Origin of the sequence: Chryseobacterium taiwanense, from assembly GCF_000813825.1 — a bacterium.
Taxonomy (GTDB): domain Bacteria; phylum Bacteroidota; class Bacteroidia; order Flavobacteriales; family Weeksellaceae; genus Chryseobacterium; species Chryseobacterium taiwanense.
Map to the genome: position 1 here is coordinate 65,058 of NZ_JWTA01000007.1, position 19,621 is coordinate 84,678.

Annotated in this window: 23 protein-coding genes; 15 read left to right on the forward strand and 8 right to left on the reverse strand. The window is 34.8% G+C overall.

The annotated features are described in order from the left end of the window. Window positions 1-9: 9 nt before the first annotated feature. The 11 genes from RM51_RS09740 to RM51_RS09790 all read left to right on the forward strand — a co-directional run bounded on the left by RM51_RS09740 (window position 10) and on the right by RM51_RS09790 (window position 6,826). A complete protein-coding gene (locus RM51_RS09740; protein ID WP_039368351.1) occupies window positions 10-300 on the forward strand; it encodes a DUF3861 domain-containing protein in 291 nt (96 codons plus the stop codon). A 12-nt stretch (window positions 301-312) separates the two neighbouring features. Further along, a complete protein-coding gene (locus RM51_RS09745; RefSeq protein ID WP_039368354.1) occupies window positions 313-1,365 on the forward strand; it encodes an aldo/keto reductase in 1,053 nt (350 codons plus the stop codon). 18 nt (window positions 1,366-1,383) lie between these two features. Next, window positions 1,384-2,235 (forward strand): NAD(P)-dependent oxidoreductase, encoded by an 852-nt coding sequence (locus RM51_RS09750; protein ID WP_039368357.1) that lies wholly within the window; start codon window positions 1,384-1,386, stop codon window positions 2,233-2,235. Between the two features lie 44 nt (window positions 2,236-2,279). Beyond that, window positions 2,280-2,669, forward strand: coding sequence for a MauE/DoxX family redox-associated membrane protein (locus RM51_RS09755; protein ID WP_039368359.1), 390 nt, complete (start codon window positions 2,280-2,282; stop codon window positions 2,667-2,669). Then, window positions 2,666-3,172: a PPC domain-containing DNA-binding protein gene (locus RM51_RS09760; RefSeq protein WP_228375803.1), complete on the forward strand. Its 507-nt coding sequence runs from the start codon at window positions 2,666-2,668 to the stop codon at window positions 3,170-3,172. The genes RM51_RS09755 and RM51_RS09760 overlap by 4 nt, the downstream gene beginning before the upstream one ends. 24 nt (window positions 3,173-3,196) lie before the next feature. Beyond that, a complete protein-coding gene (locus RM51_RS09765; protein WP_039368362.1) occupies window positions 3,197-3,775 on the forward strand; it encodes a Crp/Fnr family transcriptional regulator in 579 nt (192 codons plus the stop codon). A 90-nt stretch (window positions 3,776-3,865) separates the two neighbouring features. Continuing rightward, a complete protein-coding gene (locus tag RM51_RS09770; RefSeq protein WP_039368364.1) occupies window positions 3,866-4,939 on the forward strand; it encodes an SDR family oxidoreductase in 1,074 nt (357 codons plus the stop codon). A gap of 90 nt (window positions 4,940-5,029) precedes the next feature. After that, window positions 5,030-5,620 (forward strand): TetR/AcrR family transcriptional regulator, encoded by a 591-nt coding sequence (locus RM51_RS09775; RefSeq protein WP_039368805.1) that lies wholly within the window; start codon window positions 5,030-5,032, stop codon window positions 5,618-5,620. A gap of 29 nt (window positions 5,621-5,649) precedes the next feature. Then, window positions 5,650-6,150 (forward strand): hypothetical protein, encoded by a 501-nt coding sequence (locus RM51_RS09780; protein WP_228375804.1) that lies wholly within the window; start codon window positions 5,650-5,652, stop codon window positions 6,148-6,150. A 2-nt stretch (window positions 6,151-6,152) separates the two neighbouring features. Then, complete coding sequence (locus tag RM51_RS09785; protein WP_039368366.1) at window positions 6,153-6,455, forward strand: DUF3817 domain-containing protein; 303 nt, start codon at window positions 6,153-6,155, stop codon at window positions 6,453-6,455. Then, a complete protein-coding gene (locus RM51_RS09790) occupies window positions 6,452-6,826 on the forward strand; it encodes a rhodanese-like domain-containing protein (RefSeq protein WP_039368369.1) in 375 nt (124 codons plus the stop codon). The genes RM51_RS09785 and RM51_RS09790 overlap by 4 nt, the downstream gene beginning before the upstream one ends. A 151-nt stretch (window positions 6,827-6,977) precedes the next feature. On the opposite strand, the gene RM51_RS09795 is transcribed toward RM51_RS09790, so the two are convergent. Next, window positions 6,978-7,802, reverse strand: a complete 825-nt coding sequence (locus RM51_RS09795) for a tyrosine-protein phosphatase (RefSeq protein ID WP_039368371.1) — start codon at window positions 7,800-7,802, stop codon at window positions 6,978-6,980. 20 nt (window positions 7,803-7,822) lie between these two features. Further along, on the reverse strand, window positions 7,823-10,690 hold the full coding sequence (locus RM51_RS09800) for a TonB-dependent receptor (protein WP_039368374.1): 2,868 nt from the start codon (window positions 10,688-10,690) through the stop codon (window positions 7,823-7,825). A gap of 258 nt (window positions 10,691-10,948) precedes the next feature. Between RM51_RS09800 and RM51_RS09805 the strand changes: the two genes are divergently transcribed. Further along, window positions 10,949-12,103, forward strand: a complete 1,155-nt coding sequence (locus RM51_RS09805) for a helix-turn-helix domain-containing protein (RefSeq protein ID WP_039368378.1) — start codon at window positions 10,949-10,951, stop codon at window positions 12,101-12,103. Between the two features lie 61 nt (window positions 12,104-12,164). On the opposite strand, the gene RM51_RS09810 is transcribed toward RM51_RS09805, so the two are convergent. The 5 genes from RM51_RS09810 to RM51_RS09830 form a co-directional block, all read right to left on the reverse strand. After that, window positions 12,165-12,758 (reverse strand): Crp/Fnr family transcriptional regulator, encoded by a 594-nt coding sequence (locus RM51_RS09810; protein ID WP_039368382.1) that lies wholly within the window; start codon window positions 12,756-12,758, stop codon window positions 12,165-12,167. After that, window positions 12,758-13,144 carry a bacillithiol system redox-active protein YtxJ gene (gene ytxJ, locus RM51_RS09815; protein ID WP_039368384.1) on the reverse strand — a complete coding sequence of 129 codons (387 nt, stop codon included), beginning with the start codon at window positions 13,142-13,144 and terminating at the stop codon, window positions 12,758-12,760. The genes RM51_RS09810 and ytxJ overlap by 1 nt, the downstream gene beginning before the upstream one ends. Beyond that, window positions 13,141-13,602: a DUF1569 domain-containing protein gene (locus tag RM51_RS09820; RefSeq protein ID WP_039368386.1), complete on the reverse strand. Its 462-nt coding sequence runs from the start codon at window positions 13,600-13,602 to the stop codon at window positions 13,141-13,143. The genes ytxJ and RM51_RS09820 overlap by 4 nt, the downstream gene beginning before the upstream one ends. Further along, a complete protein-coding gene (locus tag RM51_RS09825; RefSeq protein ID WP_039368388.1) occupies window positions 13,596-14,132 on the reverse strand; it encodes a YfiT family bacillithiol transferase in 537 nt (178 codons plus the stop codon). The genes RM51_RS09820 and RM51_RS09825 overlap by 7 nt, the downstream gene beginning before the upstream one ends. Before the next feature lie 136 nt (window positions 14,133-14,268). Then, window positions 14,269-15,411, reverse strand: coding sequence for a DEAD/DEAH box helicase (locus RM51_RS09830; protein ID WP_039368389.1), 1,143 nt, complete (start codon window positions 15,409-15,411; stop codon window positions 14,269-14,271). 165 nt (window positions 15,412-15,576) lie between these two features. Between RM51_RS09830 and pncA the strand changes: the two genes are divergently transcribed. Further along, window positions 15,577-16,182, forward strand: a complete 606-nt coding sequence (gene pncA, locus RM51_RS09835; protein ID WP_039368392.1) for a bifunctional nicotinamidase/pyrazinamidase — start codon at window positions 15,577-15,579, stop codon at window positions 16,180-16,182. Between the two features lie 146 nt (window positions 16,183-16,328). On the opposite strand, the gene RM51_RS09840 is transcribed toward pncA, so the two are convergent. Then, window positions 16,329-17,480, reverse strand: a complete 1,152-nt coding sequence (locus RM51_RS09840) for a pseudouridine synthase (protein WP_228375805.1) — start codon at window positions 17,478-17,480, stop codon at window positions 16,329-16,331. Between the two features lie 102 nt (window positions 17,481-17,582). Between RM51_RS09840 and aroB the strand changes: the two genes are divergently transcribed. Together aroB and RM51_RS09850 are read left to right on the forward strand one after the other, a co-directional pair. Continuing rightward, the gene (aroB, locus tag RM51_RS09845) at window positions 17,583-18,629 is read left to right on the forward strand and encodes a 3-dehydroquinate synthase (RefSeq protein ID WP_039368394.1); all 1,047 of its coding nucleotides are present in this window, start codon (window positions 17,583-17,585) and stop codon (window positions 18,627-18,629) included. A 262-nt stretch (window positions 18,630-18,891) separates the two neighbouring features. Further along, the gene (locus RM51_RS09850) at window positions 18,892-19,515 is read left to right on the forward strand and encodes a porin family protein (protein ID WP_039368395.1); all 624 of its coding nucleotides are present in this window, start codon (window positions 18,892-18,894) and stop codon (window positions 19,513-19,515) included. Window positions 19,516-19,621 lie beyond the last annotated feature (106 nt).

The following is a 19,621-nucleotide window of genomic DNA, read 5'->3' on the forward strand; positions in this document are numbered from 1 at the left end:
TTTACCATTATGGAAAAAAGAAACAATAAATACCATCTTACCCTTCAGGAATTATCATTAAAAGACGGATCGGAAGGTGGTAAAACCTTAGAATTAGATTTTGAAAATCACGACAGTCTATTTCATATTTTTGAAGTAATACAGTCGAAGAAAATCTTTCAAGACGAAAATACGACCCATGAATTTGCTTTAGGATTAAAGCTTTTTACCGAAGTGATGATCAAAAATAAGCAACATCCCTTGTTCGAGGAATTGAGACCTGCAATCATGGAATTTATGAAAAAACTGAAAAGTCAATAAAAAAAAGAAAAAATGGAATATAGATTTTTAGGAAAATCAGGACTAAAGGTTCCTGTTCTAAGCTTCGGAACTGCCACATTTGGCGGTGAAGGCGATTTCTTTAAAGCTTGGGGAAGCACTCAGGCTGATGAAGCCAAAAGACTGATTAATATCTGTTTGGATGCCGGAGTCAATTTATTTGATACGGCCGATATTTATTCCAATGGGAAATCTGAGATCGTTCTCGGAAAAGCCATAGAGGGAATTCCAAGGGATCAACTTATTTTATCTACCAAAACGACTTTTACGTTTGGCGAAAATCCGCTCAATCAGGGCTCTTCAAGAGCACATATTCTGAAACAGATTGAAGGGAGCTTACAACGGTTAGGGACAGACTATATAGATATTTATCATATGCACGGATTCGACGGAAATACTCCTGTCGAAGAAACATTGAAAGTTCTTGATGAATTAGTAACCAGCGGAAAAGTCCGTTATATTGCGGCATCTAATTTTTCAGGTTGGCATTTGATGAAATCGATGGGAATTTCAGAAAAATACGGATGGAGCAAATATATTGCACACCAAGTCTATTATTCTTTAGCCAACCGTGAGTACGAATGGGAACTGATGCCTCTCGGATTAGATCAGAATGTAGGAGCTATTGTCTGGTCTCCCCTTTCATCCGGACGTCTGAGCGGAAAATACGGAAGAAACAAACCGATTCCGAAGGACAGCCGTATTGCACAGGGAGGAAGTCCTGTTCCGGAAGCTGTGGTTCAGGAAGAGATCTTTTACAATACCATTGATGCTCTGGAAGAAGTTGCTGCTGAAGTGGGTAAAAATATAGCTCAGGTTGCACTCAACTGGCTGCTTCAGCGTCCTACGGTTTCAAGTATCATTATAGGAGCCAGAAATGAAGAACAATTAAAACAAAACTTAGAGGCAGTAGGCTGGAATCTTACCAGGGAACAGGTTGAAAAGCTGGACAAAGCGAGCGAAGTCCCTCCTATTTATCCGTATTGGCATCAGTGGCAGAATAAAAGTTTAAATCCTACTCCTGATTTTTATACTCATATCAAGTAATTTATTTAAAGTGAAAAAATGAATACAGAAAAAATAGGCTTTATCGGGCTCGGAAATATGGGACATCCGATGGCTAAAAATTTGGAAAAAGCAGGTTTTCAGCTTTCTGTTTTTAACAGAACCATAGAAAAGGCTGAGGATTTTAAAGAAAAATCAATTGTTTATAATAGCGTTTCTGAAGTGGTAAAAAACAGTGATGTTATTTTCACCATGCTTACAAATGACACTGCGGTAAAAGCTGTGTATGAAGAAGTTTTAAACCAGGATATCACAGGTAAACTTTTTGTAGATATGAGTACGATTTCTCCGGAAGCGACCAGTGAAATCTCAAATGCTGTGAAAATAAAAGAAGCCGGATTTATTGACGCACCGGTTGCGGGAAGTACAAAACCTGCGGCAGACGGAACATTGATTATTATGGTAGGTGGTGAAGAAAAAGATCTTACACGTGCAGAACCTTACCTTCAGAAATTAGGAAAAACGATCAAGCATTTGGGCGAAAACGGAAAAGGAATTGCTGCCAAATTATCCGTTAATTATTTTATTTCAACCATTTATCAGGGATTGGCAGAAACCATTCTGTTTTCAGATAAATTGGGAATTGAAAGAAAAGATATGTTGGAAATCATCAACGAAAGTGCAAGCGGAAGCGGTGCTACAAAAGTGAAAACGCCATTACTGATTGAAGATAATTATGATCCGGCTTTTGCATTGGATTTAATGTTAAAAGACATCTTACTGGCAAAAAATGCCGGAGCAGATTTTCCTTTATCAAAAACTTTGATTGAAACTTACCAGTCGGCTCATGATGAAGGTTTTGGAAAACAGGATGTGATTGGAATTATTCAGTTTTTAGGTAAAAAGGGCTAGGTAAAAAGTTAGAAGTTCTATTTTACCCATAAAAAATATTAAATATGAAAGATTTTAAAACGGCTTTCTTTTTTCTGAGGCTTCCGGTTGCGGTTTCGTTGTTGGGGCACGGCTTGGTTCGTTTGCCAAAACTTCAGACATTCAGCGAATGGATGGTTACAAGTATGGAGAAATCTGCAATTCCGACAGCTTTAATTGTACCTTTTAGTTATCTTTTGCCTGTTGCAGAAGCCATTCTAGGTATTTTGTTACTGGTTAATTTCAAAACAAAATATACGCTGTACGGAGCTTTGACTGTCATGAGTATTTTGATTTTAGGAAGCTGCTCCATTGAAAACTGGTCGGCAATTGAAGCACAGTTATTGCATTCGTTCTATCTGTTCGGATTGTTTTGGTTTTATGAAAAATATAAACCTGAAAATAACATTCAATGAAAAATATTCTGAAAACTTTATTACTATTCATCTTAACAACCCATCTTATGAACGCACAGAATTTTAAAGGAAAAAACTGGTCAGCCAGAAAAGTTGATAACACATATATTGTCAGTGTACAGGATAAAGCCAGTATTGTAGAATCATTAAGCGATTTTGTAAACAATCAGCACATTCAGGCAGGTGAAGTTACCGGAATCGGAGCTGTAAATGAAGCGACTCTACGCTTCTTCACTCCATCTACCAAATCTTATGTCGATAAAACATTTAAAGAACAGATGGAAGTGACGAATATTTCAGGAAACGTCTCTGAAGTAGAAGGAAAACCCATGTTGCATTTACACATTACATTAGGAAGAGAAGATTATACTGCTTTGGCAGGTCATCTTCTGGATGCGAAAATTCGTGGAGCAGCCGAGTTTATTTTTTATCCGTTAAATACGAAAGTTGTTAAGACGAAAAATGAAGAAGTGGGCTTGAATTTTTATGATTTTGAAAAATAGTATTTTTGAATAAATATTTTCCTCATGTTTGAGACTCTCCTTTCCCATATTCAGAATAAGGTGGATGTAACGGAAGCACAGAAAAAAGAACTGCAGTCGTTTTTCACCTTTAAAAAACTTCGTAAAAAGCAATATTTGCTGCAGGAAGGAGAGATCTGCAAATGTCTTTCGTTTGTAAGTAAAGGCCTTTTAAAGTCTTATTTTATGGATGAAAAAGGGAATGAACACATCAATATGTTTGCTTTTGAAGGTTGGTGGATCTCAGATTTCAACAGCTTTATCAATCAGGAAAAATCTGTATTGAATATTGATGCTATTGAAGAAACAGAGCTGTTGATGATCACCCGTGAAGAATATGAAAACCTGATGCTTACCATTCCTGTCATGGACCGTTATTTCAGGATTTTATATCAAAACAGTCTGGTCACGAAAGATTATCGGCTGATTGTTTCCAATAGTTTTACAGCTGAAGAAAAATATACCCAATTTGCACAGAAAAACCCTGAAGTTATCCGGCGGGTTCCACACAATCTTATTGCTTCTTTTCTCGGATTGGCGCCCGAAACGGTAAGCAGAATCCGTAAAAAGATCTCTACTCAATAAACTTGATCCAGATCAATAGAAACACATGATCTAGGTCAAGTATTTCAGCCTGCTTCTCACCATAATTTTGTGAAATAAATTTTTACCATTATGGAAAACAAAAATACGGCACTGGTAGTCGGAGCTACCGGAATTACAGGAAGCAATCTTGCCCAGGAACTGATTTCACAAGGCTGGACAACGTATGGACTGTCTAGAAATCCGAATAACGCCATTGAAAACTTGATTCCTATACAAGCAGATCTATTGGACGTTAAAAGTCTGGAAAGCGCTTTGGAAGGCATCTCTCCTACTCATGTTTATTTTACTACCTGGATGAGAAATGATACGGAAGAGGAAAACATTCGTGTAAACAGTGCATTAGTCCGAAACTTATTAGATGTTTTATCCCCTAAAAAGTCGGTACGGCATGTTGCTTTGGTAACAGGTTTGAAACATTATTTAGGCCCGTTCGAAGCCTATGCAAAAGAAGGAAAACTGCCTGTAACTCCTGTGAGAGAAGAACATCCTAGACTTCCGTTGCCTAATTTTTATTATGCTCAGGAAGATGAAGTCTATAAAGCTTCAGAAAGAGATGGCTTTACGTGGAGTGTTCACAGGCCGCATACTGTAGTGGGTTACGCAATCGGAAACCTGATGAATATTGCTTCTACATTGGCGGTGTATGCAAGTATCTGTAAAGAAACCGGAAGAAAGTTCATCTGGCCCGGATCTTCCGAGCAATGGAACGGAATTTCAGATGTAACAGACGCCAGAATTTTAGCTAAGCAATTGGTTTGGGCTTCTACTACAGAATCAGCAAAAGATACGGCTTTTAATATTGCAAACGGAGATGTATTCCGTTGGAAATGGCTTTGGCAGAGATTAGCTGATTGGTTTGGAATTGAAGCGACAGGATTTGAAGATCAGATCAGGCCTTTGGAAAAAGAAATGGAAAATGATCAGGAAATCTGGAAGAATATTGCCCACAAATATCAGTTAAAGGAAGAAAATCTAAATAGGTTATCTTCAGCATGGCATACAGATCTTGATTTGGGAAGACCTCTGGAAGTGATGTGTGATATGACCAACAGCCGAAATTTAGGTTTCAGTGAATATCAGAATACGGAAAGATCTTTCCTTGATGTATTTGAAAAGCTGAGAGCGGAAAAAATAATCCCTTAAATGTATCATCAGAAAAGAGCTGTTTCCGGACAGCTCTTTTTTTCTTCCTTAAAATATCGTTCCTTTGTAAAAAAGACCAACTGGTATTTTATGAAAAAATCAGAAGCAACCCGTCTCAATATTCTCCAAAAAGCTTTTGAGCTTATCTACGTCAATGGTTACCAAACGACCAGTGTAGATGAGATTATTGCCACCACCCAGGTGACGAAAGGGGCTTTCTATTATCACTTTAAAACCAAAGACGAAATGGGTTTGGCGATCATCAATGAACTCATGATCCCCAAATTCAAAAATACTTTTATTGAACCTTTTCAATCGGTTGTAAATCCGTTGGATGCGATTTATGAATTAATGTACAATTTATTGATCGAAAACGAAAATTTAAAGGTTGAATACGGTTGTCCTGCTTCCAATTTTACGCAGGAAATGGCTCCCTGGAATATTGAATTTACAAAAGCTCTGAACCATCTTTCTCAGCAGTGGGAAAGCACCATGATTGATTCTATTGAAAAAGGAAAAGAAACCGGGATTGTAAAAGCAGATGTGAACGCAAAAGAAGTAGCCATTTTTGTCTTATCCGGCTATTGGGGAGTACGGAATTTAGGAAAATTGGAAAATTCAAAATCTGTTTATCTTGTTTATTTAAAAGGACTTAAGTCTTATTTTGATACGTTGAAATAATTTTTTTAATTAAAAACATACTGATTAGTATGTTTTTATCATACCTTTGTCCTGTTCATAAAAATTTGATGATGTATCAGACACTTACCTTTCTGCATTCCACTTTTCGATGGCTGGTTGTATTGAGTTTATTTTATTCTGTTTTCAGAGCGTATCAAGGCTATTTTTCTAATAAAGTATTTTCAAATACGGATAATTCTGTGAGACACTGGACGGCAACCATTGCCCATATTCAGCTGGTGTTGGGGATTACCTTATATTCTCAAAGTCCGATTATTAAATACTTTTGGAAGAATTTCAACGAAGCGAAAGAATCTTTTGATCTTTTGTTTTTCGGGCTTATTCATATTTTCCTGATGTTGTTTTCGATTATTTTAATTACCATCGGATCAGCCGTTTCAAAAAGAAAAGAAACTGATAAAGAGAGGTTTAAAACCATGCTGATTTACTTTCTGATTGCTTTACTCATCATCTTTATTGCCATTCCGTGGCCGTTTTCCCCTCTTGCTAACAGACCTTATTTCAGATAATTATGATTGATTTATTTAAAACCAAAATCGGGCGTTTAAGAATCATTGCGATTCTTGAAGGGATTTCTTTGTTAACCTTAGTATTTATCGCCGTTCCCATGAAATATGGGTTTGATAATCCGGCTTTTGTAAAGATGATGGGGCCTATTCACGGTTCTTTATTTCTCCTGTTCTTATTCAATACGTTAAGCGTTGGGATTGAGCAGAACTGGAAGTTTAAAGAGACCACCTGGAAAGTGCTTTTAGCGTGTTTTATTCCGTTTGGGACATTTTATATTGACAAAAAAATATTGAGCAAACTATGAAAAATATATTGATTTTTTGCGGAATCGCTTTGCTGATCTATATAGTGTATCGTGTATACAAATATCAGACGCTTGATGACGGTTTGGATAAACTAATTAAAAACGGAGCCATCATTCTGGATGTAAGAACGGAAAAAGAGTTTGAAACGGGGCATATTGCGGGATCACAGAATATCTCTCTGGGAACGATCAGAGAAAGATATATTGAACTTGATCCTGATAAAACCTATATCACGGTGTGTTCGCATGGTTTGCGAAGTGTAAAAGTAGAAAGTATTTTAAAAGAAAAAGGCTTTAAAAATGTCTATAACGGTGGAGCGTGGAGTGACTTGCAGAAAAGTTTTAATCTGAAAGCTTCTGAAAATAGATAAGCCGTGAGAACATTCTACACGGCTTATCTTAATAAAAATCTAACTAGGGGTTTGAAAAATAGTCAGTTGCCCATTTTGGTTTGAAAGTATAGTAAATTTGAAATAAAATTTAAATATGACCAAGCAAGGCAAAATGACGATTCACAATTTATTACTTAAGGTATTTTTGTTTTAAAACTGCAATTTCTCTCGGTCCGATTCCCATTTCAACCTGGAAGAAGTTTTCTACGCTTCCGTATTTTTTATTAATGGCAGCGAAGAAATTTCTGATCAGTTCAGGTCTTAGTTCCATTTGCTGTTTGATTTCGGCTTCTGTTAATCCAGACATTTTTGAAAGTCCGGAATACATTCCTTTCATGGTAGGATTTTTAGCCAAGTAATAATTTGAAGCAACATAATCACTTTCAATGACATCTTGAGGAACTCCTAAAATATTTAAGAATAAAGCGGATGCCATTCCGGTTCTGTCGCGTCCTCCTGTACAGTGGAAAAGTAATGCTTCATCCGGTTTTAGGGTTAATAACTGAACGAATAAGGTTCTGTATCTTTCTCCAAAATAAGGCAATCCTCCTTCTCCATACATGTCAAACAGGAAGTTCTTGTCTTTTAAAAATTTTGCCATATCCTGAGCGGTAGGAAGATTATTGCTTCCTGCCGGACAAAGAATGTAAGAAGTGTTTGCAGGAAGTCTGTCCTGTGCTTTTTTTGCCTCTTCCACTCCTCTGAAGTCTACTACGGTTACGATCTTTTTATCTTTAAAAGTTTTTAAATCTTGATCAGATAATTTGTCGATCGCATCACTTCTGAATACTTTTCCTAATGTTACCTCTTTTCCGTCAGTGGTTTTGTACCCTCCTGTATCTCTGAAATTGTATGCACCTTCCATCTTTACGACACGTCTTGCGCTGTCTTTTATCTGTGCATGTACTGAAACTCCTAATGTAGCGATTGCCAATGTTAAAATTATTTTTTTCATTTTTATAATAAGATTTTAGATTAAAATACTTGCCAACGAATACCTATTTGTCCTCTGCTTCCATACCATTCGTGAGAAGTAATTCTTTGTTTGTTATCTCCCATGTATTGTCTTAAACTTTCGTTGTTGATGTTGTTTAACTCTACAAATAGCTTAACTTTTTTAGAGATATCGTAGCTCGCAGAAAAATCTACCGTAAAGTTTTTATCAGACCAGATGTAATACTGACTTCCCAATTGCTGGTTAATAGATTCTACAGATTTACCTCTGTAATTAGCTGCAAGACGAACCATTAACTTACTGTTTTCATAGTACAGAATGGCATTAAACATATTTTTAGACTGATTAGGTAATGTGGTTCTGTCAGAAATTAAACTACCGTCAGTTCTTTGAACATCCACCTTTGAATCAATATAGGTATAGTTGAATTCAACTCCGAAGCCACTAAAAAAACCAGGTAAGAAATCGAAACGTTTGTTGATTCCTGCTTCAAAGCCCACTAAATTTGCATCATTAAGGTTTTTAGCCTGCTTCACCAGATAGTTGGTTCCATTGATATCCATCATAGAAGCATCATCAAAAATAACATCCGATACTTTTTTATAGAACACTCCTCCGGAAAGAAGACCGATGTTGTCGAAGTAATATTCTCCCATCAAATCGAAGTTATCACTGAATGTAGGTTTTAGATCCGGGTTTCCTTGTGTAATTGTATTTGTACCTCCCGTATTATCAATACTCACTCCCGGAGACATACTTCCAAAATTTGGTCTTACAAACGATCTTGTATAGGCAAATCTTACATTAGCTTTTGGCGTAAAATTATATTTCATGTGCAACATAGGTAAGAAAGCATTGTAATTACTTTCCACTGTTGAAGGGGAAATACCTTGTGAGGTAGATTTAGAACCATACAATGATAATCTTGTAGATTCATTTCTAAAACCTCCGATAATTTTAAAATTCTCAGATGCTTTTATTTCTGCCATTGCATACGTTGCCATTACATTTTCTTCACCATTGTAAACGCTTGTTGCATTAGTTGCTGCACTAGAATAATCTTTGAAATTATTTTGGGATAAGAATCCTGGAGAAAACAAATCAAAAAGTTGCCCTTTCGTTGGTGGATTCATAATATAAGCATCTAAATTATTATTCATTCCTCCTAAAAACTGAGTTCCTGTTGGAGCTGCTTCGGTAGACAATTGAGATAAGCTTAATAAATTGGCTGTAGTCGGAACATACACCTGATTATATCCGTAAGTGCTGTTTCTTTGTTTTGTTCTGTATTTTGCTCCTACTTTGAAAGTAATACTAGGATTCAATTCATATTTTAAATTTACCCTTGCAATTTTGTCTCGCTCATTGTTATCCAATTTTGCAATTACCAATTGAGAAAGTAATAATTTATCGGCACTCATTACTTCTGAAGGATTGGTAACATCTGAACTGTAGTCTAAATAATTACCTCCTGTTCCAGTAGGAGAATCAAAGCCCCAATATCTTCTTCCATTGGTTAAATTATTAAACCCACCATTAATTTTCTGTCTGAAAGTAGCGATAGGAAGTCCTTTAGTATCATTGGTAGATGGAGTATCTAAGAAATAATTTGCCTGATAATTACTTGCCATCCAGTCTAAGCTTAATTTTGGAGCCAATGTATGTTCTCCTCCTAATTCCATTCCGTATAGTTCGGTCTGATAATGAGAATATCTGAAATTGTATTGATACCTCTTATTGGTATAATCTACATACGATTCGTATACCGGACGTATGTCATCAAACTTATTGTACATTCCACGGAAATATACTTTGTTATTCGCATTAAATTTATACTCTAAACCTCCGTTGACTCCAATTGTTCTTCTGGTACCCATATAACGCTTCATCATCACTGTATTGATTGACTTACGTTCTGTATCATTGGATAATCCGGTGTTATAGGTCACATCAAAAGCATCCGCTCCCCATTGTCTGTCCCAAATTGCTCCTGATAAAATTACGCCTAACTTATTTTTGAAGAAACGGTCACCATAAACAATTGAACCATTATAAGTTCCGTTGTGTGAAAAGGTGTTATAACCACCTGCTCCACTCACACTTAATGTTTTTCTTGCAGGCGCAGTTCTGGTAATAAAATTGATACTTCCACCAATTGCATCAGCATCCATATCCGGAGTGACAGCTTTTGAAACCTGTACAAACTGAATCAATTCAGATGGGACTACATCCAAAACAAATGATCTGTTTCCCATTACATTGGCACTTGGCAATCTGTTTCCATTAAACAGAGCCGATGTCCAGTAAAAAGGAGTTCCTCTTACGGTTGCTTGATCCGCTTCCCCATGATATCTTGCTACAGCAACCCCTTGAACTCTTTGTACGGCTTCTGCAGCATTTCTGTCCGGAAGTTTTCCAATAGCATCAGCTGCAATTACTTCCATGATGGCGTTGTTGTTTTTCTTGATTTCGTACGCTTTAGCCTGAGTTAAAGCATTCGGTCTTGAAATGACAACCTGCTGAATATCGCTTACCTTTTCCTTGCTCTTTTTTTCTTCAGGAGCAATCGTTATGTAGCCAATATCGTTGGTTCCTTCTTTTATAGTGATCGGGAAAATTCTTGTTTCATATCCGATATACTCTACTTTTAGATTGATCTCTCCCAACTTTGGTGAAAGAAGATTGAAATCTCCGTCTAATGCTGAAACTGCTTTTGCATCTGCATCTACAATTGAAATATTGGCTCCCGGAAGTGCTCCGTTTGTTTTGCCTACAACGGTTCCTTTGATTGACTGTGCATGAATGGTTCCCAAAGATGCCATCAGAAAAAATGCAGATATCTGAATGATTCTTGACTTTTGTTTTGAAAAACCAATTGAATTGTTCATAGATTTTTTTTTGATGCAAATGTGGGGGATGAAACATTTCTATTCGTCCGAAGGAAAAAATCAAATTCTTTAACGTGTCACTCGTTGGATTTATACTTTTAATACATTGAATTACAGTGTTTTATTTTTATTTAACTATTTGTTATTTATTTATGAACCTAATGTTAAATTGTAAATAAAATTTTTAATAGATAGATAATAGACTTATGAATGATAAAATGAAGATTTTATATTTATTTTGTGAAAACCTAAGGAAGAATGCAATATATAGTTATTATTGGGGCTTTTCAGGCACTTGTCGCGCTTTGGCTTTTACAGTTCAGAGAGAAAAAGTCTGTATCAAATTATCTGTTTATTTTTCTGCTTTCAGCGATTGCCGTTCATTTGACGATCAAGTTCGTAATCTTTAATTTTATCCTTGACGAAAGTATCAGACAGCAGATGAATACGTTCATTGGAGTATGTTATGGTCCTTTGATCTATTTGTACACGTTGAGTAAAACAAAAAAGGAATTTTCGGTTGCAAGTAAATGGTATATTTTTATTCCGCTTTTTGTATTAATGATCGCTTATTTTACCATTTCCTGTGTGTTTGTTATTCTAAATCATGCAGATCAGAGGCTGCTCGATTTGTATAACAATTTCAGTTTGTATTTAATATTTATCATTAATTTATATTATCCTCTAAAAAGCATTTTAATAGTCAGAAAAGCACAGACTGAAAATCTTGAAAAGGTGGAACATGATGTGATTACAAGAATCTCTTATTGTATCCTGGTTATGGAATTAGGAGTAATTGCTTCCAAAACATTGCTTTATCTTTATCCTGAAGAAAACCAATTAATCAATCTGTCAATAAGAACTGTTGCTTACTTTTTACTATTGGTCATCTGTCTTTTAATTGTAAGAAAAAGCTTGAAAACCGAAACTACTCCATCTTTAAAAATAGATTTAAATAATAATCTTGAAGTACCATTCAATCAAAACTTTAATGAAGAGAATTTATCATTAAATACGGTTGATTACGAAATAAAATTCAGTGAACTTTGGCATAAAATGGATCAGTCTGTAAGGCAAAAACAATTGTACAGAGATTGTGATTTGAACCTTGATCAACTGGCATTACAAACACAAATCAACAAATATCAGATCAGTGAGATGCTGAACGGTTATAGACAAAAACCTTTTTATCGCTACATCAATGAATACCGCATTGAATATTTTAAAAATATAGTGGAAAAAGCCATTGAAAGAAATGAGAATATTAATTTTCTGTCTTTTGCTTATGAAGCGGGTTTTAAATCTAAATCGTCTTTTAACCGTTATTTTAAAGAAATAATCGGTAAAACACCATCAGAATATTACAAAAGTATAACGAACGAAAATAAGCACAGCTTTGAAATTAGTGCATAATAAAAATCATTTCCTAAAAAGAAAATGATTTTTATTCTATCGTCAATGAATTGATTTTGTTTTATTTATCTGTCACAAAGTTTTTCTTTGCCAGTTCCTTTCTTACGCGGCTTAAACTTTCAGGTGTAATTCCTAAATAAGAAGCAATCATCCATTGCGGAACTCTTAATAACAAATCCGGGTACATTTTGATGAATTTCAGGTACCTTTCCTCTGCTGTTTCTCCCAACAACGAATTGATTCTGTTTTGAAGGCTTCTTACATGTTTCTGAAGTAGAATATCATTCTTGGGAGCAATTGTAGGGAAATGTTCCATCAATTTTTTGAAAAAATCAGGCTGCAACAATAACACTTCAGAATCTTCTACAGCTTCAATATAATACACCGATTTTTCATTGAAATAAAGGCTGCTTCTGTCAGAAATCAGCCAGCTTTCAGGTGCAAACTGAATAATGTGCTCTTTTCCATTTTTATCAATGGAATACATCTTAAGCAATCCCTTTTCTACAAAAAAATTATATCTGCAGATTTCTCCGTATCGTAAAAGGAAATCATTTTTAGCCACTTTTTTAACTTCATAATGAAGACTGCATGTATTCACATTTTCTACGGGAACTTCGAGAATGTTTGCTAAATAAGTATTGATATTTTTCATTATGATAACTGATTTATAGAAATATTTTGGTGAGAAGCGTCATTAATTACTTTACCATCTTCTATGACAAGCAATTGAGGGCTTTCGTGTCGTATATCAAGATCTGCCGCAATTTTATTAGAGATAGGTCTGAATGCCAGTAAGTCTAAGAAATATAAATCTGCGATATCCTCTTTATTTTCAAGATTTTCTATCTCTCTTTCAAAGTTTTTCAGGACTGTCTTACTGATAAAACAGCTTGTTGAATGTTTGAATATGGCAACTTTATAGGCATAAGAATTTTCAATAACAATTCTCAGATCATCTTCGGATTCTATTTTTTTCCAAAATGATTTTTGCTCTTTTGCTTCTTCTTTTCCTCCGAATATTTTATCAAAAAAACTCATACGTTAAATTGTTTAAGATGATGATTAAGATGTTTATACTCCAAAAATCCCCAGTCTTTTTCTGTCATATTACCAAAAAGAACGTGTTCCTTTGGTAAACGATCATTTTCAAAGGCATTCCAATAAGAATCCAGTGTTTTTAAAAGGTTGTTTTTGGTTTCATCAAAACTACATTCAAAATTAACGATTAGTTTTTGAAAAGTAGGCATATTATGAGGAATTCCGTTATTAAAAATTTGCATTTCTCTTTTGGTGAAAACTCCTATGGCTCTGAACATGAAATTAATCTTTGGAAGTTTCATATTTTGAAGAGGAACCTGTAGCACCAGATCACAATGATACAGCATTTGAGCTACGTTCATCTTGCCCCATTTCTTTTCAGAATCAGCAGAAAGTGTAGAGATTCTCGATTTGATCTCCTCAAAAAAATATCGGTTATGAAGCGTTTTTTTTACCAACCTTTTTTGTTCTTCAGATTTTCAATGTGTGCAAAATGGTGATTGCAATGCCAAGCGTATAAAGCAAGAGAGTTTTTTAAATTATAATTGATATTGTGCTCCGGATGATGAAAAGTTCGGTTGAATTGTTCCTCAGAAAGGCTTTTAAGTAAAACCGTCCATCGTTGATGTGTTCCTTTAAGCATTCTCAAAGCCGATTTTATCGGCATTGTTTTACTGTCCGGAAGTTCTGCCCATTTTGCTTCGTCGTAAGGTTTTATTGTTGGATTATCTTCCGTTAAAGCCAGTTTGAATCTTGTAAAACTATTGATATGGCTGTCTGCAAGGTGATTGATAAGCTGTCGTACCGTCCATCCTCCTTCTCTGTAAGGCGTATCCAGTTGTTCGTCTGACCAGTTTTCTACCAGTTTTTTTACTCTTTTCGGAAAATCACTGATTGTGTCTATGAATTCGGAAACTTCTTCGTTACTTATAGTTTGTGGTTGTAGAAATTCACCTATTGGGAATCTTTTTTGATCTAAATTATTCATAAACAATTTTGTTGATTTTAAGTATCGCTAATTAATAAAATCAGCTTTGTAAAATTATTAAAAAATAGAGAATTCCAAATACGAAAAGAGCTCCAATTCTATTAAAATTGAAGCTCTTTTATATTTAAAGTAAATACTAATAACCGTGTAAATTAATATCTTCTGTTCTTTGTAAAGTCACCTTCTTCCCCATTTTCTTTTGAATCACACGGAAATGCTGTAATTCATCATCTGTCAGGATATTTATCGCAGTTCCTTTCTCATGAGCACGTCCTGTTCTACCAATACGGTGAATATAGTCTAAAGGCGAACGTGGCAGCTCATAATTGATAACATAAGGCAAGGCATCAATATGGATTCCACGACCAATTAAATCTGTTGCAACTAAAATTTGAGCGCCTTTTCCTTTAAATTCTTCTAAATTATTCCTACGTGCCCCCTGCGATTTCTGACTGTGAATAGCAACCGCTTTTATTTTATTCTTCTTTAGTTTTTCTACCAGATTATCGGCAGATCTTGTGGAAGAAACAAAAATTAAAGCTTTTTCAATGTTTTTCTCTTTGATTAAATAACGTAAAAAAGGACCTTTATTCTCCGGAGCAACGTGATAAGCCAATTGCTCAATATTATCAATTTCAACCTCTTCTTTTTTGATTTCAATAATCGTAGGATTGATTGATAAACGCTCCTTCATTTCGGAAACCTTGTCATTCAAAGTCGCAGAAAACAAGGTGACTTGTTTTGCTACAGGCATCATGGCAAAAAGTTTATTCATTTCTTCACCAAAACCTAACTGAAACATTTTATCAGCTTCATCAATGACTAAATGCTGGATTCTGGAAATACTTAATGCGTTGTGCTCAATTAAGTCTAATAAACGACCAGGTGTTGCAATAAGGACTTCTACACCAAACGCTCCTTTCATTTGTGGATTGATAGAAACTCCTCCATAAACAGCCATTGTACGGACTTCACGTTTCAAATTTTCTGTAAAAGCTCTGAAAACTTCATCTATCTGTATCGCCAACTCTCTCGTAGGAACCAATATTAAAACCTGAACATTACGGTCTTTCTTAACTTCAGTATTTTGTAGTTTTTCTAAAATAGGCATCACAAAACAAGCAGTTTTTCCGGAACCTGTCTGTGCAATTCCCATCAGATCTTTTCCTTGTAAAATAACCGGAACAGCCTGCTCCTGAATTGGAAATGGCTTTAAATATCCCAATTTTTTAACGGAATGTATAATATTGTGTGATAATCCTAGAGATTCAAATGACATAAAAACTTATTTTGTGCAAAGATACGCTATTGATATGGGATATCCGGAATATAGGATGATGATTGAATTTGCTATTACAATGCCGATTTGTCCGATAATTAATTTTTGGACAATTTTTTGAAGGTTAGTTTTTGTACATTTATCAAAAATTCGAGAATTCTAAATATGAAAAAAGCATTAATAATAGTTGACGTACAAAATGATTTTTGTGAAGGTGGTGCGTTGGCTGTTCCAGGAGCAAATGAAGTAATACCTTATATCAATCTTCTGATGGAAGAAAATGAGTACGATCAGATTGTACTGACTCAGGATTGGCATCCTGCAAATCATAAAAGTTTCGCAAGTAATAATGATAGAAAAGTGGGTGAAAGCATTATTCTAAATGGTGTTCCTCAGTTTATGTGGCCCGATCATTGTGTGCAGGGAACTTTCGGGGCAGAATTTCATAAAGATCTGAACAGAGATAAAGTAACTCATGTCATTCAGAAAGGTAAAAATACCGAAATCGATAGTTATAGCGGGTTTCAAGATAACAATCACTTCATGAAAACGGGATTAGATGACTTCTTAAAATATCATGAAATTCAGTTGGTGGAGATCGTAGGATTAGCAATGGATTATTGTGTGAAGTTTACGTGTACAGATGCTGTTGCCAACGGATATATTACATGTCTGCATTTTAACGGAACCAAAGCAGTAAATGTAAAACCGGAAAACGGAAGAGATGCTATTTATGAAATGATTCAGAAAGGCGTGACGGTTTTAGGGTAATTATTATAACAATATAAACTGTCATTCTGACGAAGGAAGAATCCTATTAATTAAAAGATTCTTCCTTCGTCAGAATGACAGAAAATAAAAAAAGACGCTGAAATATTTCAGCGTCTTTTTTATTGATTTTAAAATTACTTTATGAATTAAAGCATTTTAAGATTGTTTACTTCTTGTTCAGTAAGGATTCTCCAGTGTCCTCTTTTGATATTCTTCTTCGTTAGTCCCGCAAACATTACTCTGTCAAGAGCCTCCACTTCATATCCTAATCGTTGGAAAATTCTTCTGATCACACGGTTCCATCCAATGTGAATCTCAATACCTATTTCATTTTTAGGTTTACCTTCAATGAAAGAAATCTGATCTACAACCGCTACTCCTTCGTCCAAACGAATTCCTTCTGCAATTAACTTCATATCTTCATGAGTTAACTTTTTATCTAACGTTACATGATAGATTTTTTTAGCATCAAATGATGGGTGCGTCAATTTCTTTGTCATGTGTCCATCATTTGTTAAAAGAATAACCCCTGTTGTTGATCTGTCCAATCTTCCCACAGGGAAAACACGATATGGAGAAGCATTGGCTACTAAATCCATTACCGTTTTTCTTGCTTTATCGTCTTTTGTGGTAGAAATATATCCTTTTGGTTTATTCAAAAGTACATAAACCGGTTTTTCAGGAGTGATATTTTGTCCGTCAAAAACTACTTTATCCGTTTTCTGAACCTGATATCCCATTTCAGTTACCACTTTTCCGTTTACTTCTACTAAACCTTGAGTAATCAGTTCATCTGCTTCTCTTCTGCTGCAGATTCCTGAATTGGCAATATATTTATTAAGACGGATAGTATCTTTATGAATATCTTTTTCTATTTTGTTCAGCCTTCTTTTTTGTACGAAAGATTTTGCACCATCCTGATTTCTATCATCACCACTTCCCGGTCTTCTTCCGTATTTTAAGCTACCTCTTTCATACTTATCTCTTGTATCAAAGGTATTAGGTCTGCTTCCGCCTCTTTTTGGAGCTGATTTTCCGAACGATTTTTTTTCTTCACTCGAATTGGTAATAAAGTCTTTTTGTTCAGTTTTCCCAAACTTCTTATCCATTCTGTCTTGGTAACTTGTACCACCACTTTTTCTGGAATCTGAATTTCTTTCTCCCGCTTTAGGAAAAGACTTTTTGAAAGGTTTTGAACCAGAAGAATTTCCTGATCTTGAAGCACGAGAATCATCAGAATTATTTCTTGTTGAACTTCTTGGTTTCTTTGGTCTTCCTGAATTATTGTCTCTGCTCATGCTAAATATTTGTGCAAAGATAGTAATTTAATAACGAGTTAAAAATTAAGAATCATAACTTTGCAATATAGTTTTATAAATAACCCTACAGAAAATCAGAAAATGATAACAATATTAAATGATAATTTTTCTCAATTAAACGAATTCTTACACGAAAATACGTTTAGCAAAATCTTTATTCTTGTTGATGAAAATACCCATGAATATTGTCTTCCTGTTCTTTTAGGAAATATGGAGACGGATTTAGGGTTTGAAATTCTTGAGATAGAAGCGGGTGAAGAAATGAAAAATATCCAGACTGCCAATCAGCTTTGGGAAATTTTGACAGAAATGCAGGCAGATAGAAAAGCACTGGTTATTAATTTAGGAGGTGGAGTAATTACCGATATGGGAGGTTTTGTTGCTTCTACCTATAAAAGAGGAGTTCAGTTTATCAATATTCCTACAACCCTTCTGTCAATGTGTGATGCTTCTATAGGAGGAAAAACAGGAATCGACTTGATGCATTTTAAAAATATGGTGGGAACTTTTACCTTCCCGGAGCAGATTTTTGTATATCCAAAATTCTTAGAAACCCTTCCTTTTAAAGAATTAAGAAGCGGTTTTGCCGAGATGCTGAAACATGGATTGATTGCTGATAGATCTCATTGGGAAAATCTTATACGCATCAATAAATTAGATATAGAAAGTGTGATTCCCCATATTCAGACTTCTATGAATATTAAGCAGGATGTTGTAGAGCAGGATTTTCATGAGAAAAATATCAGGAAAACGCTAAATTTTGCCCATACCATTGGTCATGCTATCGAAAGCTTATGTCTTGGACAGGGAAATCCTATTCTTCATGGAGAAGCAGTTGCAGCCGGAATGATTTGTGAGGCACACCTCTCCTATCTTGAAGGATTGTTATCAGAAGAAGAAGAAAATATCATTATTGAGAACGTTCAAAAATACTATCCTTATTTAGATATTAGTGATTTTAAAGATGAAGATATCTTTGCTTTATTATTGAATGATAAAAAGAATGTAGACAGTAAAATCAATTTTTCATTGCTTTCAGAAATCGGAGCATGTATTTTTGATCACCAATGCAGTCAAAATAACATCCAAGAATCATTAAATTTCTATAGAAAATTGAATAATGCTTAGTTTTTCTGTTTAAAAATGAAGGTGTTTTTAATGAAAAAATAAATTTAGAACTATTCTAAACATGAATTTTGGAATGTTTTTATTTTATTGATTATTAAATTAATACAATTTATAGCCGTCGGATTTTCCGACGGTTTTTTATTGGCTTTTTCTCCGTTTTTAATTTTGGCAAGCAATTTGAAAGATACTCTCCGTCTAATGAAAAACTTAGACAGTAGTAAAATTTAAAATTAGAAATAGTAAGCATTAAAAAATTAAAGTTATGAAAAAGTTAATTTTAGGATTAGCAGTAACGGCAAGTACATTGGCGTTTGCACAGCAGACAAAATCTTCATCTAGTCCGGTTGCATTTGGTGTAAAAGCAGGGATGAACGTTTCTTCACTTTCTAAAGATGAAGGATTAGATGATCAAAAATCAAAAATTGGTTTTAATGCAGGTGTTTTTGCTAATATTCCGATTGCTAGTTCATTCAGCATTCAGCCGGAGGTACTTTATACTCAATATGGCGAAAAATCAGAATATACAGTGTTAGGAAATAAATACTCAGCTTCTACAAAATTGGATTATGTGGCAGTGCCTGTAATGTTCCAGTATAATTTCGTTCCGAACTTTTATTTAGAAGCAGGACCGGAGTTTGGTTTAATGGTAAGTGCTACCAATAAGATTAAAAACGAACAAACAGGTCAATCAACAAAATCTGACAATTACAAAGATGACTTGAATACTTTTAATTTAGGTATTGGTATTGGAGCAGGATATTATTTTACTCCTAATATTGGTCTTACGGCAAGATATGTAGCTGGAGCAACTGATATTTTCAAAGAAAATAATGGAGATGCTGTTAGAAATAACACTTTCCAGGTTGGTTTAGCATTTAAATTCTAAGGTTTAGAATAATCAGAGAACAAATTTTAATTTCAATAAAAAATGTCAGGCTTACTTTTTAAGTCTGACATTTTTGTTTGGAGTTAACTGGAAAATAGGTGTTTAA

Coding starts and splice junctions, on each gene's coding strand:
- RM51_RS09740 (WP_039368351.1), top strand. CDS start 10: ATGGAAAAAAGAAACAATAAATACCATCTTACCCTTCAGGAATTATCA.
- RM51_RS09745 (WP_039368354.1), top strand. CDS start 313: ATGGAATATAGATTTTTAGGAAAATCAGGACTAAAGGTTCCTGTTCTA.
- RM51_RS09750 (WP_039368357.1), top strand. CDS start 1,384: ATGAATACAGAAAAAATAGGCTTTATCGGGCTCGGAAATATGGGACAT.
- RM51_RS09755 (WP_039368359.1), top strand. CDS start 2,280: ATGAAAGATTTTAAAACGGCTTTCTTTTTTCTGAGGCTTCCGGTTGCG.
- RM51_RS09760 (WP_228375803.1), top strand. CDS start 2,666: ATGAAAAATATTCTGAAAACTTTATTACTATTCATCTTAACAACCCAT.
- RM51_RS09765 (WP_039368362.1), top strand. CDS start 3,197: ATGTTTGAGACTCTCCTTTCCCATATTCAGAATAAGGTGGATGTAACG.
- RM51_RS09770 (WP_039368364.1), top strand. CDS start 3,866: ATGGAAAACAAAAATACGGCACTGGTAGTCGGAGCTACCGGAATTACA.
- RM51_RS09775 (WP_039368805.1), top strand. CDS start 5,030: ATGAAAAAATCAGAAGCAACCCGTCTCAATATTCTCCAAAAAGCTTTT.
- RM51_RS09780 (WP_228375804.1), top strand. CDS start 5,650: ATGTTTTTATCATACCTTTGTCCTGTTCATAAAAATTTGATGATGTAT.
- RM51_RS09785 (WP_039368366.1), top strand. CDS start 6,153: ATGATTGATTTATTTAAAACCAAAATCGGGCGTTTAAGAATCATTGCG.
- RM51_RS09790 (WP_039368369.1), top strand. CDS start 6,452: ATGAAAAATATATTGATTTTTTGCGGAATCGCTTTGCTGATCTATATA.
- RM51_RS09795 (WP_039368371.1), bottom strand. CDS start 7,802: ATGAAAAAAATAATTTTAACATTGGCAATCGCTACATTAGGAGTTTCA.
- RM51_RS09800 (WP_039368374.1), bottom strand. CDS start 10,690: ATGAACAATTCAATTGGTTTTTCAAAACAAAAGTCAAGAATCATTCAG.
- RM51_RS09805 (WP_039368378.1), top strand. CDS start 10,949: ATGCAATATATAGTTATTATTGGGGCTTTTCAGGCACTTGTCGCGCTT.
- RM51_RS09810 (WP_039368382.1), bottom strand. CDS start 12,758: ATGAAAAATATCAATACTTATTTAGCAAACATTCTCGAAGTTCCCGTA.
- ytxJ (WP_039368384.1), bottom strand. CDS start 13,144: ATGAGTTTTTTTGATAAAATATTCGGAGGAAAAGAAGAAGCAAAAGAG.
- RM51_RS09825 (WP_039368388.1), bottom strand. CDS start 14,132: ATGAATAATTTAGATCAAAAAAGATTCCCAATAGGTGAATTTCTACAA.
- RM51_RS09830 (WP_039368389.1), bottom strand. CDS start 15,411: ATGTCATTTGAATCTCTAGGATTATCACACAATATTATACATTCCGTT.
- pncA (WP_039368392.1), top strand. CDS start 15,577: ATGAAAAAAGCATTAATAATAGTTGACGTACAAAATGATTTTTGTGAA.
- RM51_RS09840 (WP_228375805.1), bottom strand. CDS start 17,480: ATGAGCAGAGACAATAATTCAGGAAGACCAAAGAAACCAAGAAGTTCA.
- aroB (WP_039368394.1), top strand. CDS start 17,583: ATGATAACAATATTAAATGATAATTTTTCTCAATTAAACGAATTCTTA.
- RM51_RS09850 (WP_039368395.1), top strand. CDS start 18,892: ATGAAAAAGTTAATTTTAGGATTAGCAGTAACGGCAAGTACATTGGCG.